This window comes from Cupriavidus sp. PB-02 (assembly GCF_058252315.1).
In genome coordinates this window covers 3,376,809-3,400,360 of sequence record NZ_CM177694.1, presented here as the reverse complement: position 1 = coordinate 3,400,360, position 23,552 = coordinate 3,376,809, and the positions used below count along the sequence as shown (strand labels likewise).

General features: G+C 64.2%; 22 protein-coding genes and 1 pseudogene. 14 read left to right on the top strand and 9 right to left on the bottom strand.

The features are described from left to right. The first annotated feature begins 71 nt into the window (after positions 1-71). A complete protein-coding gene (gene mobH, locus AC10V3_RS15955; RefSeq protein ID WP_490922502.1) occupies positions 72-1,967 on the top strand; it encodes a MobH family relaxase in 1,896 nt (631 codons plus the stop codon). A 629-nt stretch (positions 1,968-2,596) separates the two neighbouring features. On the opposite strand, the gene AC10V3_RS15950 is transcribed toward mobH, so the two are convergent. After that, positions 2,597-2,815 carry a hypothetical protein gene (locus AC10V3_RS15950; RefSeq protein ID WP_490922500.1) on the bottom strand — a complete coding sequence of 73 codons (219 nt, stop codon included), beginning with the start codon at positions 2,813-2,815 and terminating at the stop codon, positions 2,597-2,599. A 280-nt stretch (positions 2,816-3,095) separates the two neighbouring features. Between AC10V3_RS15950 and AC10V3_RS15945 the strand changes: the two genes are divergently transcribed. Both AC10V3_RS15945 and AC10V3_RS15940 read left to right on the top strand, forming a co-directional pair. Further along, positions 3,096-3,479, top strand: coding sequence for a helix-turn-helix domain-containing protein (locus AC10V3_RS15945; RefSeq protein ID WP_454752300.1), 384 nt, complete (start codon positions 3,096-3,098; stop codon positions 3,477-3,479). A 219-nt stretch (positions 3,480-3,698) separates the two neighbouring features. After that, positions 3,699-3,944 (top strand): annotated as a pseudogene (locus AC10V3_RS15940) (DUF2958 domain-containing protein); the annotation flags it as partial. Positions 3,945-4,000: 56 nt separating this feature from the next. Here AC10V3_RS15940 and AC10V3_RS15935 read toward each other — a convergent pair. Continuing rightward, a complete protein-coding gene (locus AC10V3_RS15935; protein ID WP_022536244.1) occupies positions 4,001-4,408 on the bottom strand; it encodes a hypothetical protein in 408 nt (135 codons plus the stop codon). Between the two features lie 279 nt (positions 4,409-4,687). Between AC10V3_RS15935 and AC10V3_RS15930 the strand changes: the two genes are divergently transcribed. The 9 genes from AC10V3_RS15930 to AC10V3_RS15890 all read left to right on the top strand — a co-directional run bounded on the left by AC10V3_RS15930 (position 4,688) and on the right by AC10V3_RS15890 (position 12,543). Next, the gene (locus AC10V3_RS15930; RefSeq protein WP_041681569.1) at positions 4,688-5,038 is read left to right on the top strand and encodes a DUF2958 domain-containing protein; all 351 of its coding nucleotides are present in this window, start codon (positions 4,688-4,690) and stop codon (positions 5,036-5,038) included. A 274-nt stretch (positions 5,039-5,312) separates the two neighbouring features. Further along, complete coding sequence (locus AC10V3_RS15925) at positions 5,313-6,683, top strand: MFS transporter (RefSeq protein ID WP_490922497.1); 1,371 nt, start codon at positions 5,313-5,315, stop codon at positions 6,681-6,683. Between the two features lie 15 nt (positions 6,684-6,698). Continuing rightward, entirely contained in the window at positions 6,699-7,391 is a 693-nt protein-coding gene (locus AC10V3_RS15920; protein ID WP_490922496.1) for a helix-turn-helix domain-containing protein, read from the top strand. Between the two features lie 251 nt (positions 7,392-7,642). Further along, complete coding sequence (locus tag AC10V3_RS15915; protein WP_490922495.1) at positions 7,643-8,449, top strand: carbamoyltransferase C-terminal domain-containing protein; 807 nt, start codon at positions 7,643-7,645, stop codon at positions 8,447-8,449. Next, on the top strand, positions 8,446-9,681 hold the full coding sequence (locus AC10V3_RS15910) for an MFS transporter (RefSeq protein ID WP_490922494.1): 1,236 nt from the start codon (positions 8,446-8,448) through the stop codon (positions 9,679-9,681). Before AC10V3_RS15915 ends, AC10V3_RS15910 begins: the two co-directional genes overlap by 4 nt. Beyond that, positions 9,662-9,895: a hypothetical protein gene (locus AC10V3_RS15905; protein WP_490922492.1), complete on the top strand. Its 234-nt coding sequence runs from the start codon at positions 9,662-9,664 to the stop codon at positions 9,893-9,895. Before AC10V3_RS15910 ends, AC10V3_RS15905 begins: the two co-directional genes overlap by 20 nt. Next, a complete protein-coding gene (locus tag AC10V3_RS15900; protein ID WP_349607112.1) occupies positions 9,895-10,275 on the top strand; it encodes a transglutaminase-like domain-containing protein in 381 nt (126 codons plus the stop codon). Before AC10V3_RS15905 ends, AC10V3_RS15900 begins: the two co-directional genes overlap by 1 nt. Before the next feature lie 235 nt (positions 10,276-10,510). After that, a protein-coding gene (locus AC10V3_RS15895; protein ID WP_414225148.1) for an IS3 family transposase occupies positions 10,511-11,727 on the top strand; the annotation gives its coding sequence in 2 pieces (ribosomal slippage) (positions 10,511-10,760 and positions 10,760-11,727; 1,218 coding nt in all). Between the two features lie 438 nt (positions 11,728-12,165). Then, positions 12,166-12,543 (top strand): DUF5594 family protein, encoded by a 378-nt coding sequence (locus tag AC10V3_RS15890; RefSeq protein WP_454752290.1) that lies wholly within the window; start codon positions 12,166-12,168, stop codon positions 12,541-12,543. Between the two features lie 87 nt (positions 12,544-12,630). Here the strand turns inward: AC10V3_RS15890 and AC10V3_RS15885 are convergent, their stop codons facing one another. Both AC10V3_RS15885 and AC10V3_RS15880 read right to left on the bottom strand, forming a co-directional pair. Further along, a complete protein-coding gene (locus AC10V3_RS15885; protein WP_490922490.1) occupies positions 12,631-13,530 on the bottom strand; it encodes an aldose epimerase family protein in 900 nt (299 codons plus the stop codon). A gap of 58 nt (positions 13,531-13,588) precedes the next feature. Beyond that, the gene (locus tag AC10V3_RS15880) at positions 13,589-14,803 is read right to left on the bottom strand and encodes a polyhydroxyalkanoate depolymerase (protein WP_022536232.1); all 1,215 of its coding nucleotides are present in this window, start codon (positions 14,801-14,803) and stop codon (positions 13,589-13,591) included. A 293-nt stretch (positions 14,804-15,096) separates the two neighbouring features. On the opposite strand from AC10V3_RS15880, the gene AC10V3_RS15875 reads away from it, so the two are divergent. Then, entirely contained in the window at positions 15,097-15,750 is a 654-nt protein-coding gene (locus tag AC10V3_RS15875) for a glutathione S-transferase family protein (RefSeq protein ID WP_490922489.1), read from the top strand. Positions 15,751-15,765: 15 nt separating this feature from the next. Here the strand turns inward: AC10V3_RS15875 and AC10V3_RS15870 are convergent, their stop codons facing one another. Both AC10V3_RS15870 and ubiD read right to left on the bottom strand, forming a co-directional pair. Continuing rightward, positions 15,766-17,790 (bottom strand): acetoacetate--CoA ligase, encoded by a 2,025-nt coding sequence (locus AC10V3_RS15870; protein WP_490922488.1) that lies wholly within the window; start codon positions 17,788-17,790, stop codon positions 15,766-15,768. A gap of 112 nt (positions 17,791-17,902) precedes the next feature. Further along, positions 17,903-19,432, bottom strand: coding sequence for a 4-hydroxy-3-polyprenylbenzoate decarboxylase (gene ubiD / locus AC10V3_RS15865; protein WP_454752287.1), 1,530 nt, complete (start codon positions 19,430-19,432; stop codon positions 17,903-17,905). Between the two features lie 592 nt (positions 19,433-20,024). On the opposite strand from ubiD, the gene AC10V3_RS15860 reads away from it, so the two are divergent. Beyond that, entirely contained in the window at positions 20,025-21,092 is a 1,068-nt protein-coding gene (locus AC10V3_RS15860) for a transglycosylase SLT domain-containing protein (RefSeq protein WP_490922487.1), read from the top strand. An 85-nt stretch (positions 21,093-21,177) separates the two neighbouring features. Here the strand turns inward: AC10V3_RS15860 and AC10V3_RS15855 are convergent, their stop codons facing one another. The 3 genes from AC10V3_RS15855 to ribH form a co-directional block, all read right to left on the bottom strand. Further along, positions 21,178-22,359, bottom strand: coding sequence for a pyridoxal phosphate-dependent aminotransferase (locus tag AC10V3_RS15855; RefSeq protein WP_022536227.1), 1,182 nt, complete (start codon positions 22,357-22,359; stop codon positions 21,178-21,180). Positions 22,360-22,501: 142 nt separating this feature from the next. Further along, positions 22,502-23,008 carry a transcription antitermination factor NusB gene (nusB, locus tag AC10V3_RS15850; protein WP_022536226.1) on the bottom strand — a complete coding sequence of 169 codons (507 nt, stop codon included), beginning with the start codon at positions 23,006-23,008 and terminating at the stop codon, positions 22,502-22,504. Continuing rightward, positions 23,001-23,498, bottom strand: a complete 498-nt coding sequence (gene ribH, locus AC10V3_RS15845; RefSeq protein WP_022536225.1) for a 6,7-dimethyl-8-ribityllumazine synthase — start codon at positions 23,496-23,498, stop codon at positions 23,001-23,003. The genes nusB and ribH overlap by 8 nt, the downstream gene beginning before the upstream one ends. Positions 23,499-23,552 lie beyond the last annotated feature (54 nt).

Below are 23,552 nucleotides of genomic sequence, written 5' to 3'. Positions count from 1 at the left end.
GCCCGCATTGGGTGTGGCCTGAGAAGAGCCGTTGCTCTATCCAAAGGTCTGCCCGTCATCCGGAATTCGCCATGCTTTCGTTGTTCCTACGCAGAAGAGTGCCGCCAAACACCGACACTCCGTCCACACCTACCATGGAGCCTCCTAAAGGGCTGACGCGGCCGGAATCGGCGGCGTCCCTGCTGGCGACAGCGCGCCGACAGAAGCTGCTGGAGCACATTTGGCAGCGCACTTCTGTCTCCTGTGACCAGTTCGCAAGGTTGTATCTCGCGCCGTTGGAACGCTACGCTGAACTGGTCCAGCAGATCCCGGCCTCGGAAAGCCACCACCATGCCTACCCGGGCGGCATGCTGGACCACGGCCTGGAAGTCGTCGCCTACGCGCTGAAGTTGCGACAATCCCATCTCCTGCCGGCCGGTGCTACGCCGGAAGCCCAAGCCGCGCAGGCTGAAGCCTGGACCGCAGGCACTGCCTACGCGGCACTGCTGCACGATGTCGGCAAAATCGCCGTGGATCTGCATGTCGAGTATGGCGACGGCACTGTTTGGCACCCTTGGCATGGCCCGCTGCGGCGCCCATACCGCTACCGCAAGGATCGCGAGTACCGGCTTCACGGCGCGGCAACCGGGTTGCTGTACGCACGACTGCTCGATACGGACATCTTCGACTGGCTGAGTGAGTATCCCGACCTGTGGTCCGCCTTGCTTTATGTCCTGGCCGGCCAGGACGAGCACGCCGGCACGCTGGGCGAACTGGTGGTCCAGGCCGATCAGGCCTCGGTCGCGCAGGAACTCGGCGGCGATCCGAGTAAGGCTCTGGCTGCCCCCAGGAACGCGCTACAGCGCAAGCTGCTGGACGGCCTGCGCTACCTGCTCAAGGAGGAGTTCAAGTTGAACCAGCCTCAGGCTTCGGACGGCTGGTTGACCCAGGACGCGCTCTGGCTGGTGAGCAAGACTGTTTCCGACAAGCTGCGCGCACACCTGTTGTCGCAGGGCATCGACGGCATTCCTTCCAGCAACACCGCCGTCTTCAACGTGCTGCAGGACCATGGCATCGCCTTGGCCACGCCGGACGGCAAGGCGATCTGGAAAGGTACCGTGACAAGCGATGTCGGTTGGTCCCATACCTTCACGCTTCTGCGCCTCGCGCCCTCGCTGATCTGGGAAGGAGATGAGCGGCCCCCATCGTTCACCGGTACGGTGACGGTAGTCCAGGAAGCGGGGGAGGCAACGATTCTCGCATCCCTGCCAATCGCTGCGAGTTCGTCCGCATCTGAGCCTTCGTCCGCCGGCCAGCCAACGGGCGATAGCGTCGAAGCCTTGGTGGATCTGCTTGTCCCTCCCAGCGCGGCGTCGGCCGCTTCCTCATCAGCCATCGAACTCCGTCCCCCAGTTCTGGACGACCGTGCTCTCGAGTCCGGAGAGTCCGGAGAGTCCAGAGAGTCCAGAGAGTCCAGAGAGTCCAGAGAGCTGAGGGCGCCAACCGGCTCGGTGTCGCTGGCGTCCGCCTTGACTTCGGGGCAGGAGGAAACGCCGTCAGGGGAGCATTTTGTTGCCTGGCTGCGTCGGCGCATCGAAGAGCGCGCGCTCATCATCAATGACGCCAAGGCATTGGTGCATACGGTCGCCGATACCGTCTATCTGGTGAGTCCCGGTGTGTTCCAGCGCTATGCCCAGGAACATCCCAAGACTGCTTTCCTTGCCAAGCAAAACCAAGTGGCAGATTGGCAATGGGTGCAGAAACGGTTCGAGAAGCTGCAACTGCACAGCAAGCAGCAGGGTGGCCTGAACATCTGGACCTGCACAGTGAAGGGGCCGCGGAAGTCGCGGAGACTTCACGGCTACCTGTTGGAAGACCCGCGAGTCCTGTTCTCCGATATGCCGCCGAACAACCCTTACCTGTCGCTATCCCCGTCCGCCGGTTCCGGGCAGGAGTCGCCGCGTGTGATATCGGCCAAAACAGCATAAGCTTGCGCAGGGGCACCTTCCATGGAGCTGCGACGCAAGCGGAGACGAAACTTCAAGCTTGATCGGCGTTCCGTCTGATTTTGACGCCCCTGAGCGAGCGCGAGGGAGCCGGCAATATGTGCGATTCCTTACTCCTGGACACATGCTTGGATTGATGGTCTTGTTGATGCCGCGCCTTCCGAGCCGTACCGCAGGAAGGCGCGAGGCGACTATGACATCCTCTGCGATCTATCAAACCGACTCGGAACGCTCGACACCTTCAACGAAGGCCGCGACACGATCGGCTGGCTGCTCCATTTGTAGATGCGGGCTCGCTGGCCTATCCAGGTTTCGCGGAAGTGCCAAGCCTTGGCGCCGTTGGCCCATACGAAGAGGGAAAGGCCGTCGAAATCGGCGATGATGTACGGCTTGCCGGTGGCCTACGCCTGCCGGACCGTCATGTCTGTGAGCATGAGTCCAATGCCTGGAAAGCGAGTTGGATACCGTGTTCGTTACCGGACCCTAGGGCTTCTCCAGCAATTATGCGCGATGGCCGCTCGCCGCATTGATGCACCACGAAATGTACCGGTCAGGGCCGGCTGTCAGTGGATTTTTTTGCTGAACGTCCGTGAATCAAGATCTTAACCAGATCATTGACTTACAGCACCCGTGGACTCCAGTGGAAGTCTTTGGAAAGTTGAAGTGGAGCGGGCGATGGGAATCGAACCCACGTCTTTAGCTTGATCGGATACAAGCTTTTCCGTGCTGTCCCAGACCAAGAACAGGCCCTTGCGTAGATTGTGAGCAAACACTTCTGGTCTGACCTTTCCTGATTTTTTTAGCCCGGACATCTGCTGTGCGATGAACATTGCCGGCTTCGAGGCAGGCAACTTTGCTGGCGAAATGGTGCGTCGATTCTGGAATGCTTAAGGCCGGCAAGGTCAGTAGCACCTGCTCGCTATTGCTGTGAGCCGTCACTTGTGGCGTGGACTGCGCAAAGAATGTTCGCGAGCGAGGCCGACATTGCTGCCGCCGAGACCGCAGCAGTGGAGGCCAACTCTTGCCCGAGCGAAAAATCAACCATTTTGGACCTATTAATTCCATTTGGGATGTTCATAGCGAATCGAATTGACACCACCATTGCGTCCTATGCCAATTCGATCAGCACCATTCGGCGAAGATGCGAAGGACGCAGCCATTGCGGCCCGTGTTGGATTAGCTATTGCCGCGCAACGACGTGCTCGCGGCCTGACTCAGGCGAAGCTGGCGGAGATGATCAACCTAGAACAGGAAGCAGTCAGCCGCTGGGAACGCGGCACTCGTGTTCCAACGCTATATCGCCTCCAGCAACTAAGCGATGCACTGGAATGCACGGTGGATGACCTATTGCGTCGGGGCTCAAGGCATATTGATGACCAGACTGCTGTGGTGTCAGATGCCTTGAAGGACCTAGAGCCGGATGAACGAGCGCTTGTGATCAGCTTTATTCAGCAGTTCACTGATCTCCTGCGATCCCGCCTGGCGCTTCCGTGACGCCCCCGCAAAGCTCATCCGCGTTTCCTCGGTTTCGTACCGGTAATGACCGCCATTAAGATTCCGCGCCGCAGAAAAGTGCTCAACGCTGGTGCACGTTGCTTGCCGTCAATCCAGGGTCCGAACCGGACCGTGTTGGGGTATGACGGCGCTGTTTGGGCGTGCGCCCAATATCGCCTCGCTCCGCCGTGGAGCGAACCTTCCAGGAGGCTGAGACCCATGATCCCAAACCTCATCACTGTGGAACGACGCGCGCAACTGCTCGCAAACGGCGAGGCATACGTAGCCGGCCACGCTGGCGACCCGCTGCCCGTGGTGCGGCTGTTTACCCCGGACGCGCATGCAACCTGGCTACTGGCCGCGCTCGACCCGGCCGATGGTGACACCGCCTACGGACTGTGCGACGTGGGTATCGGCATGCCCGACCTGGGCCATGTGAAGCTGTCCGACCTGGCATCCATAGTGAGAGCGAACCATGACTCTCTGCACCATTGACAAATGCTGCGTGGCGGGACCCTGTGCTAACCGCCTAATTGGGCTTCTTGGCGCAACTGCTCTACCAATTCCTCGATGAGATATCGTCTGTGAGGCGTCAAGGTCTGAATCTTGTGGGCTAATGCCAGCAGCTCAGGGCCCACCTTCTCGGCCTTTCGCGGTTCTTGACCTTTGGTGGCTGGGGGCGGCCCATGGTGCAACCAATGCTCGGTCACCTGAAGCCATTCGGCCAAAACTGCGATCTTGTCTGAGGTCGGAATCGCCCTTCCTGACAACCACTTGTGCGTGGTCTGTGCCGTGACAGGCGTCCCCGATCTGTAGCGAAGATTGAACTGCAACGCGAGTTCGGTCGGGCCGGAAACCTCCTGCTCGGCGCGGCGTAGCGCCAAGCGCAGGCGATTAGAAAAGGCTTGCTTGTCGGCATCGGTAGGCATTTCGCCATTCTGTGTTGACGTGCCGTTCTTGCGATCAACCGTATGGGCTAAAAATATCGTTTATAGTTTAAACTTAGCTAGCTCAGGATAAGGCTCTAGACATCCTTATCAATGTGCGGTGGACCACGCCATCCCAGCGTGTGCACTTCATAGGACTACGCTATCGGACTGCGGGTGCCATTGCGGCGCAGGCAAAGCTGTCGAGCACTTTCTCGGCGCAGCGTGCGCCCAATATTGTCTAGCTCTGACTTGCAGTGAACCTTCCAGGAGGTAATGACCATGATCCAACCCCTCATCACCGCGGAACAACGAGCACAACTGCTCGCCAACGGCCACGCGTACGTAGCCGGCCACGCTGGCGATCCGCTGCCCGTAGTGCGGCTGTTTACCCCTGACGCACATGCGACCTGGCTACTGGCTGCGCTCGACCCCGCCGATGGTGACACCGCCTACGGTTTATGCGACGTGGGTATTGGCATGCCCGAACTGGGCCATGTAAAGCTGTCCGACCTGGCATCCATCGTTGGGCCGCTCAAAAGGCCGATTCTTCGCGACCTGTACTTCCGGCCAAACCGATCGCTATCGGCGTATGCGCAGCTGGCGCAGGTAGACGGTTCAATCCCCGACTGACCGAACCCGCCGGCCATTCCGCTAGCCGGACCCGGCCGCCCTCTGCTGCGCCTCATTGGTTGCAGCAGGGGCTTCGATTCCGCACAAAACCGGCCAGCATAGAAAGACGGTGCGCACGGCTTGATGTCCGCGCAGCAACTGACCGTTTCCATGCGGGCGTGGCGCACCGGACGATGCCTGATCGGCATCCCTCACGCGCAAACGATGGGGTCTGGGTCTCAAAAGGACCGGCCCTGACCGAAGTCCATTGATCACAACCTGACGAGGACCGAACGTGAATCCACAACAAGAACCGAATGTGAATCCCCTGAGCGTACCGGGCGGCGTCTTACCCGCTCCGGCACGCACGCTGGCTGCGCGCGACTACAAGACCTTGGGTCTCGCCGCCCTTGGCGGCACGCTCGAATTCTACGACTTCGTCATCTACGTCTTCTTCGTCACGGTACTGGGAGCGCTATTCTTCCCGGCCAACATGCCAGACTGGCTGCGGCAACTGCAGACATTCGGCATCTTCGCCGCCGGCTACCTGGCACGGCCGCTGGGCGGCATCGTGATCGCACACTTTGGTGACCGGCTCGGCCGCAAGCGCATGTTCACCCTCTCGATCTTGCTGATGGCCGCGCCCACGCTGATGATCGGCCTGCTGCCCACCTATGCCAGCATCGGCGTAGCGGCGCCGCTGCTGCTGCTGGCGATGCGCGTGCTGCAGGGCGCGGCCATTGGGGGCGAGATGCCCGGTGCCTGGGTGTTTGTCGGCGAACACGTGCCGAGCCGGCATTACGGTTTCGGCATCGGCACGCTGACCGCTGGCATCACGGGCGGCATCCTGCTGGGTTCGCTCGTTGCCGTCGCCATCAATCGCCATTACTCGCCTGAGCAGGTGAGCGATTTCGCCTGGCGCATTCCCTTCCTCCTGGGCGGTGTCTTCGGGCTTGTGTCCGTGTACCTGCGCCGGTTTCTGCACGAGACCCCCGTGTTCCGCGAGTTGGCTAGCCGCAGCAACCTGGCGCGCGAACTGCCGATCCGCACCGTGCTGCGCGATCACCGCTCGGCCAGTCTGTTCGTCGCACTGCTGACCTGGGTACTTTCCACCTCGATCGTCGTGGTCGTGCTGTATACACCCGCCTACCTACAGAAGGTGCACCACATTCCCGCCGCGCTCGCGCTCGAGGCCAATGCGTTCGCCACCCTCACGCTGACCATCGGCTGCGTGATCGTCGGATGGGCGAGCGACCGCATCGGCACCCGCGCCGTCATGCTGATCGGCTGGGGCGGACTGTTCATGACCGCCTACCTCTTCTACGGCAGCCTGCCCGGCACGCCTGGCACGCTGTTCTGGCACTACGGACTGCTGGGTCTGTTCGTCGGCACCATCGCCACCGTGCCGATTGCCGGCGTGCACGCCTTTCCGGCGCCGGTGCGCTTCACGGGTCTCTCGTTTGCCTACAACATGTCCTACGCAGTCTTTGGCGGCCTCACGCCGATGATTCTCACGCTGTGGTTGCAGCACGACACCATGGCGCCTGCTCACTATGTGGCAGTCCTGGCCGCTGTCGGATTCTTGCTTGCATTCTGGCCTCTCGCCAGGTGCGGCCATGCGATGCGCAATGGCGTGGCCAGTCGTGCTGGCCACGCCGGTCGATAACGAAGGAGCAACGAAATGAACGCGACGGAAAACACGCCACCAGTACGCCTGCTGACCCCCGCCGAGCTGGCTGTCTGCATCAAGGTGTTCCGCGACGCCCGGCAATGGACTCACGAGCAGTTGGCCGTGATCGCCGGGCTCAACGTGCGAACCGTTCAGCGCGTCGAGCAAGGCTGGCCCGCCGGCCCCGACACCTGCCGGGCGCTGGCCAGGGCGTTCGATTTCCTGGACATCGACGCGCTCAACAAGCCATTCGCGATTCCACCGGAGGACGAACTCAAGGCTGCGCAGGAACAGTTCGACCAGGAGCACGTCACCTTCGCAGCGATTCGGCTGACCACGGGTAAGCAGTTGGCCGAGCTGGCGCAGACCAGCACGATGGACATGTCGCAGCTGGCCTTCGAGATGGGCAGCGAAGCGGATAAACGCTTCGCCGCGCTGATGGAATATTTCCGCAACTACCGGGATGGCCTGGACGCCTACAGCGAAGCGCAGAAGCGCGAGGCGTCTGACACGATGCAAGCCAACATCGATGTGCTCAAGACCCTTGGCGTTTCGCTATGCTATGCCGAGCGCAAAGTGCTGCTGAAGGGGGGCTCGGACCCGGACAGGCCAATGCCAGCTAACGTCCTGTACGTGATCGGGTTTCCGCTAGGCAAGGAACCCAAGCTATTCGCCACGCCAACTTCCGTTGATATTCGTCTGTAGATCCTATGAAGCGAAGCACTCCACGAGCTGACGCCTACAATCAGCTGCTGAGGTTTGCACACAGGAGGAACATCATGCGTACCGATCAGTCATACACGGGTAGTAGTGACGTACTGGTGTTGGCGGTGTCACTCGAGCTCGCTGCGGCGAAGTGGAAGGTGGCACTGCGCGCCTGCCGCAGGGCGGCGCACGTCATTTCCACGGCCTGGGGGAACGTGTGAAAAATCCAACTGGTGCGGGAGAAACGTTCCTTGCTGATTGGGAGCGGGTGCGGACTGAACTGCGAATGGAATCGCCGCTGGCTGGATTCCGGGCTGTTCTCCGATGTTTTCATCCCTCCATGTGCCAATGACGTCGGCTCCGCGCTCGGCTCGGCCGCCGATGCGCAATGGCACCTTACTGGGAATGCAAAGCTTAACTGGAACGTCTATTGCGGCCAGACATTTGTGGATGACGTGGGATACACGACGGCGCGCCAGCTTGGGCCGTTCACGCGGATGCCTGGCGGAACGGAAGCCATCGCGGATGCGCTGCGGCGCGGCAACGTACTGGGATGGGTTGCCAGCCGTGCCGAGATGGGGCCCCGAGCGTTGGGAAACCGCTCCATTCTCGCTGCGCCGTTCGACGAGACGATGCTCGACCGACTGAATACGATCAAGCGACGAGAATCCTTCCGGCCAATTGCCCCTGTATGTCTGGAGGAAGAGATCGCGACCCACTTTGATCTGGAACGCCCGAGTCCGTACATGCTCTATTTCTGCAAGGTGAAATCCCGCGACCGGCTGCGGGCCGTTACCCACGTCGACGGGTCGTCCCGGGTCCAGTCCGTAAATGCCGTACAGAATCCAATGTTGTATCGACTGCTTTCCAAGTTCAAGGCGCTGACGCATTTCGGGGTGCTATGCAACACGTCGCTGAACTTCAACGGTACTGGCTTCATCAATCGGACATCCGATCTTGTACGCTACGCGGAGAGCATGGGGCTGGATGGCTTCGCTATCAACAGCGTGCTGTTCAGTCGGGATCCCCGCAGGTCCACAAACACTATGACCGTATGACCAACCTGCAGTCGGTGCCGGGGTACCGCACACTTACTGCCGCCCGCGTGCTGAGTTCGACCATTCTCTGGGTGGACTTCACGCTGGTCTTTTCTCTGCTTGGGTACTACTGGCACGCCGATGCGGCCACCATCGGCGTCGCATCCGCCTTGTATGGCCTGCCGGGATTAGTTCTCGGGCCCTTCTTTGGCGCGCTCGCGGATCGTGTCAATCCTGTCGCCATGCTTGCCGTCAGCTACCTGGCGCGCGCTCTCACTTCCCTTCTGCTGCTCTTCGCCCCTGACATTCACCTCTTTGTTCTGTTGGTCTTCCTCAAAGGCCTGGCCAACCTTGGTGCCATGCCCGCAGAGCAGGTCATTGTCCGGATGATGCTGTCCAAAGAACAGTTTGTTTCCAACGCCAGCATCATGACCACCATCGATCAGTTGACCAAGATATGTGCGCCGCTGGTGGGAGCGGGCATGGCAAGCCTGCATCATCCGATGGCCGGATTCAGCCTGTCCGCGACGTTGGGGCTGGCCGGCGTCCTGTGTGTGTACCTGCTGCGAAAGCATGTCGGCATGTCGAAGCGTGAAGTAGCCGGCAAGCAGGCACGCCGCCACCTCCATGCACTGTTCTTGCTGGTGCGCGACAACGCAGTGTTCCGGCGGGCTTTCGTCGCTGCCGTCTCCCAGACGGCAATTCTGGGCTTGTATGACCCCTTGCTTGCGCTTTTCCTGAAAGAGAAAGGCATGCCCGCTGCCACCTTCGGCATGATCGTCAGTAGTACCGCGGCCGGTGCCATTCTTGGCGCCCTGATCTTCAAGCGGGTTCATGCGGGAAGCAGGCATTGCACGGCAACCGTCGGCCTGGCGGGTTTTGGGTTGACTGTGGCGATCCCGGGATTGCTGGCATGGGCGGCTATCGGCATGCCGGTCTGGCTGTTGCTGGCATTCTGGGTAGCAAACGGCTGCTTCTACGGTCTGACCGCCATGAGCTTCGTGGTCGCCATGCAGCAACAATGCCAGATCCAGTCAATTGGGACTGTCAGCGCCACTGCCAGGAGCGTGCAGCTCGCGGCCCTGGTACTGGGACCGCTGGCAGGCGCGGCGCTAGCCAAACTTTTGGGAATTTCCCTCGTCTTCGTCCTAAGCGGCACGATCGCCATCGTGATCGGAGGTGTTCTTGGGCGGGTGCGAACCGGGATGCAGCCGCCACTCCTGAGGCAGCCGGTTGATCGAAAGCGTCCATGAGGCCGCATGCAACCGGACCGATCCCGTGCTGGCCAACCGGCTACTCAGGCTGCGCGCGCCCAAGGGCCGTCTTGCCATCCGCTATGAGGCGATCGTCGACATCGATCAACACCGGGAAGAGGGCCACAAGCTGTCAGAGGTGCCCGTCACCGAACTTCCGTTCGGGTCCTGCCTTACCTGGCGCCGAGCCGGAATTGCGAATCCGACCGCCTGATGGAGTTCGCCAACCGCGAGTTCGGCGGCATGCAGGGCTACGCGCGCGTCTACGCCGTTCGTGAGTGGGTACGCAATCACGTGCGCTTCCTGGCGCGCTCAACCAACGAACGCACCTCGGCGGCCGATACCATCGTGAAGCGCACTGGCGTCTGCAGGGATTTCGCCCACCTGATGATCGCCCTGTGCCGCGCACTGAGCATCCCTGCGCGCATGTCCAGCAGCCTGGACTATGGTTCACCCGAGATGATTTGCACGTTCCCCATTCCACTGGTTTCTTTTCTATTGACGACCGTCGTGATATTCCTTGCAACTACCAAAACTGACGGGAAGAACTCGTGCCCGACCGAGCGACCGCCTCAGCAGACTGTTCACGTATGAATCATCGCCGTATTGGCCGACGCCTATACTGCGAAGGGCGGCATAGGGCTCGCTGCCATACTGGTTCCGCGGTGCAACGACTCTATGGAACGGAGGTAGCCATGCAACGAGATGTAGTCGTTGGCCAGTATCTGGTTTCGATTCGGGCAGAACCAAAATGCGAGGGTAGCGAGGCGGGTTGGAGGTGACCCGCTTTTTCGGACAGTGCCTATCTTGAGTAAACAGGAGGTGCACTATGCCGAAAACGCGCCCACCGTACAGCACTGTCTTCCGTCAGCAAATGGTTGACTTGGTCCATGCAGGTCGCCGCCCCGAAGATCTGGCCAAAGAATTCGAACCCACGGCTCAGACCATTTACAACTGGGTTGCACAGGCCGAGCGTGACGCAGGCACACGTCATGATGGCCTGACCAGTGCCGAGCACCAGGAGCTCACACGGCTACGCCGTGAGAACCGGCAGCTCAAAATGGAGAGGGAGATACTTGCAAAAGCCGCGGCTTGGTTCGCCCGGGAGACCGACTCGCTGCCCGACAAGGGTACGAATTCATGAAGGCGAACCAAGCTCGTTATCCGCTGTCCACCATGGCCCGGCTGCTTAAGGTCTCGCGCAGTGGGTTCCATGCGTGGAACGGGCGTAGCCCGAGCCCCCGTGTCGTGCGTGACAAGCTGCTGCTGGTGCAGATCCGAGCAATTCACTCGCACTCCTGCGGCACCTATGGCGTGCCCCGGGTACACGCGGCTCTGCTGCGTCAGGGCATCCGGGTGGGGCGCAAGCGCGTGGCGAGACTGATGCGTGAGGCCGGGCTGCGCGGGGCATGCCGGCCACACTTCATCTGCACGACGCACCGCGCAGCGCGGGCCAGACCCGCTGCCGATCTGGTGCAGCGGCACTTCCGTGCTGAGGCCCCCAACCAGCTTTGGGTTGCCGATGCGACGTACATTCCGACCAAGGCCGGCTTTTACTATCTGGCTGTCGTCCTCGACGTATACAGCCGACGCATCGTGGGCTGGGCCATGGACAACCACCTGCGCACCGCGCTGATGTTGCAGGCGCTGGACATGGCGCTCGCGCAGCGACATCCCACGTCGGTGATCCACCATTCGGACCAGGGGTGCCAGTACACGTCGGTGGCCTTTGGCCAACGCTGTCGGGATGCGGGCGTACGCCCCTCCATGGGTTCAGTGGGCGATGCCTACGACAACGCCATGTGTGAGGCCTTCTTTGCCACGCTCGAGTGCGAATTGCTGAACCGCTCGCACTTCGCCACCCACGACGACGCCCGACAGGCGTTGTTCACTTGGATTGAGGGCTGGTACAACTCGCACCGCTTGCACAGCGCCCTGGGCTATCGTTCCCCGCAGGAATTTGAAAAGCTGCCTGTCAATGGCATGAATCCGGCGCTACACCGGGCCTACACTGCCCCATCACAAGGAGGAAACCCATCGACATAAAATTCCAATGCGAATCTGTCCGATGAAACGGGGTAACCCCAGGGTAAAGTCACGGGATATTCCGTGCGGTACACCCTGGCACGCAGCGACTGAGCCCCAGTGCGTCCGGGCTTCCAGACGGTGACCTCCTATGAATTCAACGTAGGGACGGAGCTCTTCCCAACGGTTGAAGCCGCGCTTGACCATGGCCTTGCCAAGGCTCGCGACGATATCGGTAGCTTCGAAGCACAGCAAGCTGTGAGCGGAAATCCGACGTCTGACCCCGGGTGAAGATCGAGGGCCGCGGCCCACGCCCGTGCTGTCCCTGCTTGCGTACGAACGGGCGCCAATCCTGTCCAAGGCTCGTTGGCCACTGCGGCCCGGCGTATAGTTGCTGGCAACCTGGCGCACGGCAGCGTGCCGCCATCGCCCAACTCGCAACGTCAGGACGCCCCCACCTTGACCACGGATCTTTTCGCCCGCTTTGAAGCGGAATGCCTGCCGCGCATCGCCGAGACCATCGGCAAGCTGCAACGGCGCGTGCAACTCCACACCTTGCCGGCCGATGGCCCCAACCGGCCCGCGCGCCTGCGCCTGACCGGCGAAGGGCCGGCCGAATTGCGGCGCCATCCGTTTGCGCTCGATATCACGCTGGCATGGGACGGGCTGGAAGTGCAGCGCTTGTTCGCGGCCGGCGGCGAGGCGCGCTTTGCAGGCTATCTTGCGGCGCTCCCCGGCAAGCTGCGCGCGTGGCAGGAGCCGCGCGGCATCGACTTCGGCTCGCTGTCGCAGGTGGACCCGGCGATCCTGATCGGCGGGCTGGATTTCGAGCACTGAAACTCTCGCACCACCGTCATTCCCGCCTGCGCGGGAATGACGGTAGATCTTGATGAGTTACCTATAGCGCCAGCAGCGCCGGGTTGGTTAGCCCGTCACCAGCAGCCGGCACACCGCGCTTTGCGCTTGCCCCGGTTCGATCCACCGCCGCCCCTGGCCGTGGTGGATGGCATCGGGCAGTCCTACCCATGGTTCCACACAGTAGAAGTCCGAGGCCTCGCTCTCCGACCACGTCGTCACGGCATGCCACGGCGCGCTGCCGGGGAATTCCAGTTCGAATGTGATGGTGCGTTCCGGCATCGCCAGCGTTGCTGCCGCGCCATCCCGGAAGACGTGGAAGGTGTCCTGCAGGCGCGGATCGTCGAGCCGGTAAGTCGACTCGCCGGCTTCGGCGGGACCGGGCCTGCCATCGGGTAGCTGGCGCAGGCGGTCAGCGCGTGGCAGTGCCAGCGAGGCGGATGCACGCTGCGTATGCGGCAGTGCGAAGTAGAAATGATGGCCCGGGTAGCAGGGAAGGCGCCGCTCGCCGGTATTGGTGGTGCGCAGCGTCACTTCCAGCCCGTCAGGCAGCAGGGCGTAGACCGCGTCGAAGGCAAACGCGTACGGGTAGCCGGCCCGCGTTGCCTCGCTATCGCGCAGCGTCATGGTGATCGCCTGCGCATCGATGGCGGTGATGTCGAAGGGCAGGTCGCGTGCAAAGCCATGCTGCGCCAGCGTATGCACGACACCGCTCTCGTCCCGCCATTGCCCCGCATTGCCAGCAACGAAATGCCGGCCGATGAACGGGAACAGCAGCGGGTTGCCCCCGCGCACCTTGGCCGGCCGGCTCCAGTCGGCGTTATCGGGCCAGTAGAGTATGTCCTGGCCGCGGTGGACCCAGCGCACCAGGCGCCCACCGTGCTGCGGGGCCAGCAGCAGGAAGTTGTCGGCGTCGCCGACCCGGACCAGCGGCTGGCCCTGGAAGTCTTGTGTCGGAAGCAATGGCATGATGATCGTTGAAGCGGCGCAGCCGCCATGATATGCCAGCGCGCTGGCGGCAGCGGTCTCAGCTGGTGGTGTAGATGGTGTCGCGCACCAGCGGGTACACCTGTGTCTCCCACCGCCTGCCGTTGAATACCCCATAGTGCCCGACGCCGGTCTGCACGTGATGCATGCGCAGGTAGGGAGGCAGGCTGGTGCACAGCTCCTGCGCGGCCACGGTCTGGCCGATCGCGCAGATGTCGTCGCGCTCGCCCTCGACGGTGAGCAGCGCGGTGCGGTGGATGGCGCGCGTGCAGACACGGCGCCCGCCCACGTCGAGCAGGCCCTGCGCCAGCAGGAAGCGCTGGAAGATCAGGCTGACGGTTTCCAGGTAGAACTCCGCCGTCAGGTCCATGGTGGCGAAGTACTCGATGTAGAAGTCGCGGATGGCGTCGGCCTTGTCGTGCTCGCCGCGCTCGCGCAGCGCGTAGAGCTCGCGCAGCGCCTGTTCGTGCCGCTCCAGGTTCATGCTCATGAAGGCCAGCAGCTGCACGTGGCCCGGGTAGACGCGCCGCGCGGCGCCGGCAAAGCGCAGCGGCACCATGCCGATCAGCGTGCGCTCGAACCAGTCGAGGGACCGGCTGGTGGCCAGCTCGTTGACCTTGGTCGGGTTGACGCGCGCGTCGATGGGGCCGGCCATCAGCGTCAGGCTGGGCGGCTGGGCGGGGTCGCCGTCCTCGGCCATGATGGCCGCCGCCGCCAGCGCCGCCACGGTAGGTTGGCAAATAGCCACCACGTGTGTGCCGCCGCCCAACGCTTGCAGGAAGCCGATCAAGTGTTGCACGAATTCATCGAAGCCGAAGCGCCCGGCCAGCAAGGGAATGTCGCGGGGGTTGTGCCAGTCGGTGATATAGACGTCGTGGTCGGCCAGCATGGTCTGGACCGTGCCGCGCAGCAGCGTGGCGAAGTGGCCGGACATTGGCGCCACCAGCAGCACGCGCGGCTGGCCAACGATGCCGTGGCGGCGGAAGTGCAGCAGCGAGCAGAACGGCGTGCGCGCGACAACCTCCTCGGTGACCTGCACCGGCCGTCCGCCAACGGTTGTGCTGTCGATGCCGAAGGCCGGCCGGTGGTGCGTGAGCCGCGCCAGCGCGATGAGTTCGCAGACGGCGCGCAGGCGGTGCGCGGCGTCGAAACCGCCTGGCCTGGGGCTCGCCGCCAGCGTCGCGGCAGCAAGCTCCGCCACCGTGCACGCCGGCAGTATCATGTCCGCGTAGGTCTGGTACGCCTGGTACAGCATGGCTCGGCCCCCGTCATTCTGGTTTCCGCATTCCGCAATATATATGCCATCGGCACGCGCTTGGCACGCGCTTTGCGCGGTGCCACGCGAAAGGCGGGCACGAGCGTGCACAAGTTGTGCAAGATGCGCCTGCGGCAGCGGCATGGCGCCGCATCGTTGCACGAACCGGGCCGCCGGCGCCAGACTGGTGCCGCATGAGCGCACCGCATGGGTGCGCGGCGCGCTGGCCTCAGGATGCGACACCAATATCGCAAACGCGCCGACGGGCTCCGAGGCGCGGCTAAGGAGGCGTGATGAGCAAGACCACACTCACAATCAGCAGCAAGACCTATTCTTCGTGGTCGCTGCGCGGCTGGTTGCTGGCGCGCTTTGCCGGCCTGGAATTCGAGGAAGTGTTGGTGCCGCCCGACGACGCCGCGGCGCGTGCCGAGATCCTGCTGCTGTCCCCGTCGATCCTCGTTCCCTGCCTGCGCCACCAGGGCGTGACGGTGTGGGACACGCTGGCGATCGCCGAATACCTGAACGAGATCCGCCCCAAGGCCGGCCTGCTGCCGGAAGACCGCGCCGCGCGCGCTCACTGCCGCGCCATTTGTGGCGAGATGCACTCAGGGTTTGCCGCGATGCGCTCGGCGCTGCCGATGAACCTGAAAGGGCATTTCCCGGGGATGAAGGTGTGGTCCCGTGCGCAGGCGGACATCGACCGCATCACGGCGATCTGGACCGAATGCCTGACCCGCTACGGCGGGCCGTACCTGTTCGGCACGCGCACCATGGCGGATGCCATGTACGCGCCGGTGGTGACGCGCTTTGTGACCTACGGCGTGATGCTCGATCCGGAGCCGGTCGCCTATTGCAAGCAGATCCTGTCGATGCCGGAGCTGCAGGAATGGATCGCGGCGGCGCGCGAGGAACCCGACGAAATCAGCGAACTGGATGTGGAGTTCTAGCGGCCGCCGCTAACGCTACACAGTGGTGGATTCGGCTTGCCGCGCCTTCAGGAAACGCGCGGCGTAATCGAAGTACCAGTCCAGCGTATCCGGGTTGGCCATTGCATCGCGGTTGGCGATGCCCTGCGGCGCATGGCCCAGCAGCAGCTTCTTGATCGGCACTTCCATCTTCTTGCCCGACAGCGTGCGCGGCACGCCCGGCACTTGCACGATTTCGTTGGGCACATGGCGCGACGACAGTGCGTCGCGGATGCGCGCGCGCAGCGTGTCACGCAGGGCATCGTCCAGCACCAGCCCTTCACGCAGCACGACGAACAGCGGCATAAAGGATTCGCGGCCCAGGTACTCAAGGTCGACCACCATGCTGTCGAGCACTTCCGGCAGGTCTTCCACCACGCGGTACAACTCGCTGGTGCCCATGCGGATGCCGTGCCGGTTGATGGTCGCGTCCGAGCGTCCATAAATGACCGCGCCGCCTCGCTTTGTGATCTTGATCCAGTCGCCGTGCCGCCAGGCGCCGGGGTAGGTATCGAAATAGCTGTCGCGATAGCGCTTGCCATCGGCATCGCCCCACAGGAACAGCGGCATCGACGGCATCGGCTCCGTGCACACCAGCTCGCCGACCGCGTCGATCAGCGGCTGGCCGTTGTCGTCGAAGGCCTGCACCTTGGCGCCCAGGCAGCGGCACTGCATCTCGCCGGAGTAGACCGGCAGCAGCGGGCAGCCGGCGACGAACGATCCGGCGAAGTCGGTGCCGCCCGACATCGGCACCAGCCAGATGTCTTCGCGCACATGGCGGTAGATCCAGTCGTAGGCCTCCGCCGGCAGCGGCGAGCCGGTCGAGCCCAGCCCGCGCAGGCGCGACAGGTCGGCAATGCGCGCCGGCTCGATGCCCGCCTTCATGCAATTGGTGAAGAACGCCGCGCCGGCGCCGAACATGGTCACGCCGGCATCGTCGACGAAGCGCCACAGCACGCCCGCATCCGGGAAAGCCGGGTTGCCGTCATACAGCGCGATGGTGGTGCCCAGCAGCAGCCCGGCCACCTGCGCGTTCCACATGATCCAGCCGCTGCTGCTGTACCAGTGGAAGACGTCGTCCGGGCCGAGGTTGTTGTGGAAGGCCATCAGCTTGAGCTGCTCGATGACGATGCCGCCATGGCCGTGCACGATGGGCTTGGGCATGCCGGTGGTGCCGGACGAATAGACGATCCACAAGGGATGGTCGAACGGCACCGGCTCGATCGCCAGCGGCACGTCGTGCGCCAGCACGTCCGGCCAGGCATGCGTGCGCACGCCGGCGGGTGACGGTGCGGTGCTGCCGATCTGCGGCACGAGCACCAGGTCGGTCAGCGAGGGCAGGGCCGCGACCAGTTCGGCCACCACCGGGGCGCGGTCATAGGCCTTGCCGCCGTAGTGGTAGCCATCGACGGCGATCAGCACCCTGGGTTCGATCTGGCGGAAGCGGTCGGTCACCGCCACCTGGCCCATGTCGGGCGCGCAGCCGGACCACACCGCGCCCAGGCTGGCCGTGGCGAGGAAGGCGATGATGGTGGCGGGGATATTGGGCAGGTAGCCGGCCACGCGGTCGCCACGCTGCACGCCCATCTGGCGCAGCGCATGGGCCAGCGACGCGACCTGGGCTTCGAGCGTGGCCCAGCTCACTTCGGCCAGCGGTTGCGCCTCGGCGGCGTAGCGGATTGCGGCGCGCTGGCGCGCGTCACCGCTGCCGGCGTGGCGGAACACCTGCTGCACGTAGTTCAGCGTCGCGCCCTCGAACCAGCGCGCGCCCGGCATGGTGCGGCGATCCAGCACACGCGCCGCGGGCGTGTCGAAATGCACGTCGAAATAGGCGCGCACGGCGTCCCAGAAGGCTTCCAGCTCGGTGACGGACCACTGCCACAGGCTGTCGTAGTCGTCAAAGGCCAGGCCGCGCTCGGCCCGCAGCCAGTGCATGAAGGCGGCGATCTGGCTGCTGTCGCGGAACGCCTCGGCAGGCGTCCACATCAGGTTCCCTTCGGTGAGAGGGGCGGGGGTGCTCATGTCTGTCTCCTCCTTGGGCCCGTCTGTCGCGGGCATCGGATGGTGGCGATGGATATGTCGGGCGCCTGTAGCGGCACCCGGCATCAGTCGGACATGATAACGGCGCTCACGCTCAGTTGCCGGCCGGGTGCTCGAACAGGCTTTCCCACATGGAGTCGACCTTCGCCTTGACCGCGGCATCCATCGTGATAGGCGTGCCCCATTCCCGCGTGGTCTCGCCGGGCCACTTGTCGGTGGCGTCGATTCCCATCTTGGAGCCCAACCCGGATACCGGGGAGGCGAAGTCGAGGTAGTCGATGGGCGTGTTGTCCACCAGCACCGTGTCGCGGCTCGGATCGACGCGGGTAGTGATGGCCCAGATCACTTCCTTCCAGTCGCGCACGTCGATATCGTCATCAACCACCACGATGAACTTCGTATACATGAACTGCCGCAGGAAGCTCCACACGCCGAACATCACGCGCTTGGCATGGCCGGCGTACTGCTTTTTCATGCGCACCAGCGCCATGCGGTAGCTGCAGCCTTCGGGCGGCAGGTAGAAGTCGGTGATCTCCGGGAACTGCTTCTGCAGCAGCGGCACGAACACCTCGTTCAGCGCCACGCCCAGCACCGCCGGTTCGTCGGGCGGCTTGCCGGTGTAGGTGGAGTGGTAGATCGGGTCGCGCCGCATGGTGATGCGGTCGATGGTGAACACCGGGAACCAGTCCTGCTCGTTGTAGTAGCCGGTGTGGTCGCCGAACGGGCCTTCCAGCGCATGCTGGTAGCCGGAGGGGTGGTTCGGGTCGGGCTGGATATGGCCTTCGAGCACGATCTCGGCCGACGCGGGCACGCTCAGTTCGGACAGCGTCGGCGTGAGGCAGCCGGCCAGCGCGGTGCGGCTGCCGCGCAGCAGGCCGGCGAACTGGTATTCGGACAGCGTATCCGGCACCGGCGTCACCGCGCCCAGGATGGTGGCCGGGTCGGCGCCCAGCGCCACCGCGATCGGGAAGGCCTTGCCGGGGTTGGCCAGCGCATGCTCGCGGAAGTCGAGCGCGCCGCCGCGGTGCGCCAGCCAGCGCATGATGACCTGGTTGCGGCCGATCACCTGCTGGCGGTAGATGCCCAGGTTCTGGCGCTTCTTGTGCGGGCCCTTGGTCACCACCAGGCCCCAGGTGATCAGCGGCGCCGCATCGCCGGGCCAGCAGGTCTGGATCGGCAGGCGCGCCAGGTCGACATCGTTGCCTTCCCACACCACCTCCTGGCAAGCCGGGCTGTTGACGCGCTTTGGTGCCATATCCCACACAGATTTGGCGAGCGTGAAGAGCTTGCCAGCCTCGCGCAAACCGCGCGGTGGCTCTGGTTCCTTCAGTGCTGACAAGACCCGGCCGATGTCGCGCAGGTCTCCCATCGATTCGGCGCCCATGCCGAGTGCGACCCTGTGTGTCGTGCCGAACAGATTGGCCAGGACCGGGACGCTATAGATACCTCCATTGGTGCCGGCGCCCGAGGGTTTCTCGAACAGGACCGCGGGGCCGCCGGCACGCAGCAGGCGGTCGCAGACTTCGGTCATTTCCAGGTTGGGCGCGACGGGCCGGGCGATGCGCCGCAGCTCGCCGATGCCTTCGAGCTGGCCGATGAAATCGCGCAAGTCTTTGTATTGCATAGTGAATTCTGTTGTGGTGCGGGGCCGGGGGAAGGCGTCCGCAAGACGGCGTCCAAGTCGGTGACGATACACATTCACCGGCGCCGCGGCAAAAAAATCGTCAGAGCGAAGCCGCGCAAATTGTAAGTTTTTTGTCGCTGACAGCGTACTTTTCCGGGCGACGAGCCAAGGCCAGGCCTGCGTTTGCGGGCAATCGGGTGATCCGATGCCGACATGGTGACTCTTGTTACAAATAACTATAAGTAGTAGAAATCGTAGTTATTATTCTTGACGAGATATAACAGCGTTCCTACAATCCGGTCTTGCTCAAAGGAGTGTTGCGTCGCAACATGGATTTTCGCCCTGTGTCAAGGGGTGCACATAAAGAAAATGTGCTTGAAAGTCCCTCCAGCAAAGACCGAATTTGTGAGTTTGTCGTGGCAGGGTGCGCTCCCCCAGAGCGTACGCTGTTTCCAGTTGGGCGCACGGGGAGCGCCTGCCAACAGATGCTTGGTCGTCACTGCTAGACGGCGCGGCATCCTTACTTGAGTACGTTGAGATCGGGCGCTTGCCGCAGTCTGGCATGCGAAGCGGGCAACGGATGGAGGTAAGCATGAGCGGTTGGAAAACCCTTCATCTTCCCGGCATCGGGCGCGCCTTGCAGGTTCGCCTCCGACAGCCGGTACCCGGAGTGAGGCGGGCATTGCAGGTCCGTCTCGCGCATCCGGTCGCGGGCCGCGCGTTGCGCGGTGGCCGCACAACACTGAAGTACGCGCTGAACAGCCTCGGCGTGGTGGCGGTCGTTTCGGCCATCTCGCTGTGGCTGAGCCAGGAATGGCGCACCACGCTGGCCGCATTGCTGGCTGGCGACGAGGCTCCGGCGGTGCTGGTCAGCGCTGCCATGCCGGCCGCGCCTGCCGCGGCGGCCGCCGCTGCGCCCAGCCATGGCGTGCCGGCGAGTTCGGCGGACGTTGCCGCGACCAAGCTCGGCCTGGGCAGGGCTGGCCTGCCGACGGTGTCGGGCGTGGACGAACACAGCCTGGCGGCATCCGTCAAGGTGCCGTCGGTCGCGCACCTCGCCGCGAAGATCCCGGTCACGCGCGTGGCGCAGGACGCCCGCAACACCGCCACGCTCGGCTCCGCGCGCGAGCAGGCGGCCGTGGCCGACTATATCGCCCGCAAGTACCGCGTGGCGGCGCAGGCCACCGCGCAACTGGTCAAGGCGGCCTACCTGACCGGCCGCGAGGTCGGCATCGATCCGCTGCTGATCCTGGGCGTGATCGCGATCGAGTCCAGCTTCAATCCGTACGCCGAGAGCGGCGTGGGTGCGCAGGGCCTGATGCAGGTCATGACCAAGGTCCACCGGGACAAGTACGAAGCCGTCGGCGGCGTGGCCGCGGCGCTCAATCCGTACGCCAATATCAAGATCGGCGCGCTGGTGCTGAAGGACTGCATCGCCCGCGCCGGCTCGATCGAGGGCGGCCTGAAGTACTACGTCGGCGCCACCACCAGCACCGACGGCGGCTATGGCGCCAAGGTGCTGGCCGAGCGTGCCCGCCTGCGCCAGCTGCTCGGCGTGCGCGGCGTGCCGGCCGATGCCGACAAGCCGGCCGAAAAGGCGCCCACCGAGCGCGCACCGACCGAGAAGCTGGAAGCGAACAACGGGCCGCACAACGCCTGACGCTACGCTGCCACTGGCAGCGCCAAAAAGAAAAGCACCCCGCGGGGTGCTTTTCTTTTGCCTGCCTGGCGCCGCGTTGTGCCGCTCAGGCGAACAGCTTGCCCAGCCGCGCCATCGCCTCCTCGATATTCTCGCGCGAGGTCGCATACGAGATCCGGATGTAGTCCTTGGCCGTATGCGGCCCGAAATCCTGCCCCGGCACCATCACCACGCCCGCGTCGTGCAGCATCGCCTGTGTCAGCCGGTCGGCATCGCCGGCGGCGGGGTGGTTGACGCCGCGGCAGTCGGCGTAGACGTAGAAGGCGCCGTCCGGGCGCACCGGCACGCGCAGACCGAGCGACTCCAGCGCCGGTACGATCAGGTCGCGGCGGCGGCGGAACTCGGCCTTGCGTTCGTCGTAGATCGCCAGCGCTTCCGGGGTGAAGCAGGCCAGTGCCGCGTACTGCGCCACCGCCGACGCGCAGATAAACAGGTTTTGCGCGACTTTCTCGAAGGCCTCGACCAGCGCCTCCGGCACCACCAGCCAGCCCAGGCGCCAGCCAGTCATGTTGAAGTACTTGGAGAAGCTGTTCACCGTGACCACGTCGTCATCCAGGCTCAGCGCCGAGACCGGCGGGGCGTCGTACGACAGGCCCTGATAGATCTCGTCGACAATGGCAAAGCCGTTGCGGGCACGCACGGCCTGCAGGATGCGGTCGAGCTCGTCCGGCAGGATCGAGGTCCCGGTCGGGTTGGAGGGCGAAGCCAGCAGCACGCCGCGGGTTTGCTCGCGCCAGTTGGCCTCGACCTGCGCGGCGGTCAGCTGGAAGCGCTCGGCCGGGCCGCTCGGGATCATGCGCGCGGCGCCGTCGAAGGCGGCGACGAAGTGCCGGTTGCACGGGTAGCTGGGGTCGGGCATCAGCACCTCGGCGCCGATCTCGACCAGCACCGCGCACGCCAGCAGCAGCGCCCCCGAGGCGCCGGCGGTGACGATCACGCGCCGCGCCGGGATATCGAGCCCGTAGGTGGTCTTGTAATAGCCGGCGATGGCCTCGCGCAGTGGGTGGATGCCGAGCGCGCCGGTGTATTGCGTGACGCCGCGGCGCATGGCGGCTTCCGCCGCGCGCACCACGGGCTCGGCGGCGGTGAAGTCAGGCTCGCCAATGCCCATGTGCACGATGTGGCGACCGGCGCGCTCCAGCGCGGCGGCCTGCTTGGCCAGCTCCATCACGTGGAAGGCTTCGATATTGGCGAGGCGGGAGGCGGTGGCGAGGCGCTGCAGGTCCATGGTGATCCGGGGTTCAGCAAAAAGTGTAGGTAGGAACAAAAACACCCGCCTGGGCGGGTGTCGTCTTCATCCGGGGCGCGCGTGTGCCCCGTGATGCAACGGCCGGCCGCGCAGGCCCGGCCTGGGTCCGGCTGGTTGCGGCTCAGCGGCGCGCCGCGACCTCGGCCGCGCGTACCTGGGCCGCGAGCTTGTCCAGCACGCCGTTGACGTACTTGTAGCCCTCGACGCCGCCGAAGGTCTTGGTCAGCTCGACGGCTTCATTGATCACGACCTTGTACGGGATGTCGATGCAGTGCACCAGCTCGTAGCTGCCGACCAGCAGGGCGGCGCGCTCGACCGGCGACAGCTCGCCCACGGTGCGGTCCAGGAAGGGCTCGAACGCGGCGGTCAGGCGGGCTTCCTCGCGCACGGCGCCGTTGAGCAGCGCGTCGAAGTGCTCGCGATCGGCCTTGTTGAAGCCCTGGGCGTCATGCAGGTGGGCCTGGATCGCGCCGATGTCGTTGCGGTTCAGCAGCCACTGGTACAGGCCCTGCAGCGCGAGTTCGCGCGAGCGGCGGCGCGCGCTCTTGGGCGGCGCCTTGGCTTCGGTGCGGGCCGCGGGCTTGCCGCCGGCCGGCTTGCCGGCGTCATTGCTGGACGTATCACTCATCATCGTCCTCGTCTTCGTCCTGGCCACGCAGCGAATCCAGCGCGACGACCAGGTTGGCCATCTCCACCGCGGCGCGGGCGCAGTCGCGGCCCTTTTCGCGGGTGCGGGCGTGGGCCTGCTCGTCGGTGTCCACGGTCAGGATACCGTTGGCAATGGGCACGTTGAAGTCCAGGCCGACGCGGGTGATGCCGGCGCCCGACTCGTTCGAGACCAGCTCGAAGTGGTAGGTCTCGCCGCGCACCACGGCGCCCAGGGCGACCAGGGCGTCGAACTGGCCGCTCTCGGCCATCTTCTGCAGCGCCAGCGGCACTTCCAGCGCGCCGGGGACGGTTACCACCAGGGTGTCCTCGCCTTCGACGCCGAGCTTGTCCAGCTCGGCCACGCAGGCTTCGAGCAGCTCGGTGCAGACCGGCTCGTTGAAGCGGGCCTGCACGATGCCGATACGCAGGCCTTCACCGTCGAGGTTGCTGGGGTAGAAGCCGTGATCCATTGTTCAGTTCTCCAGTTTTCGGGTTCGGCAGGGCGCCGTTGCGCCGCTGCAGGT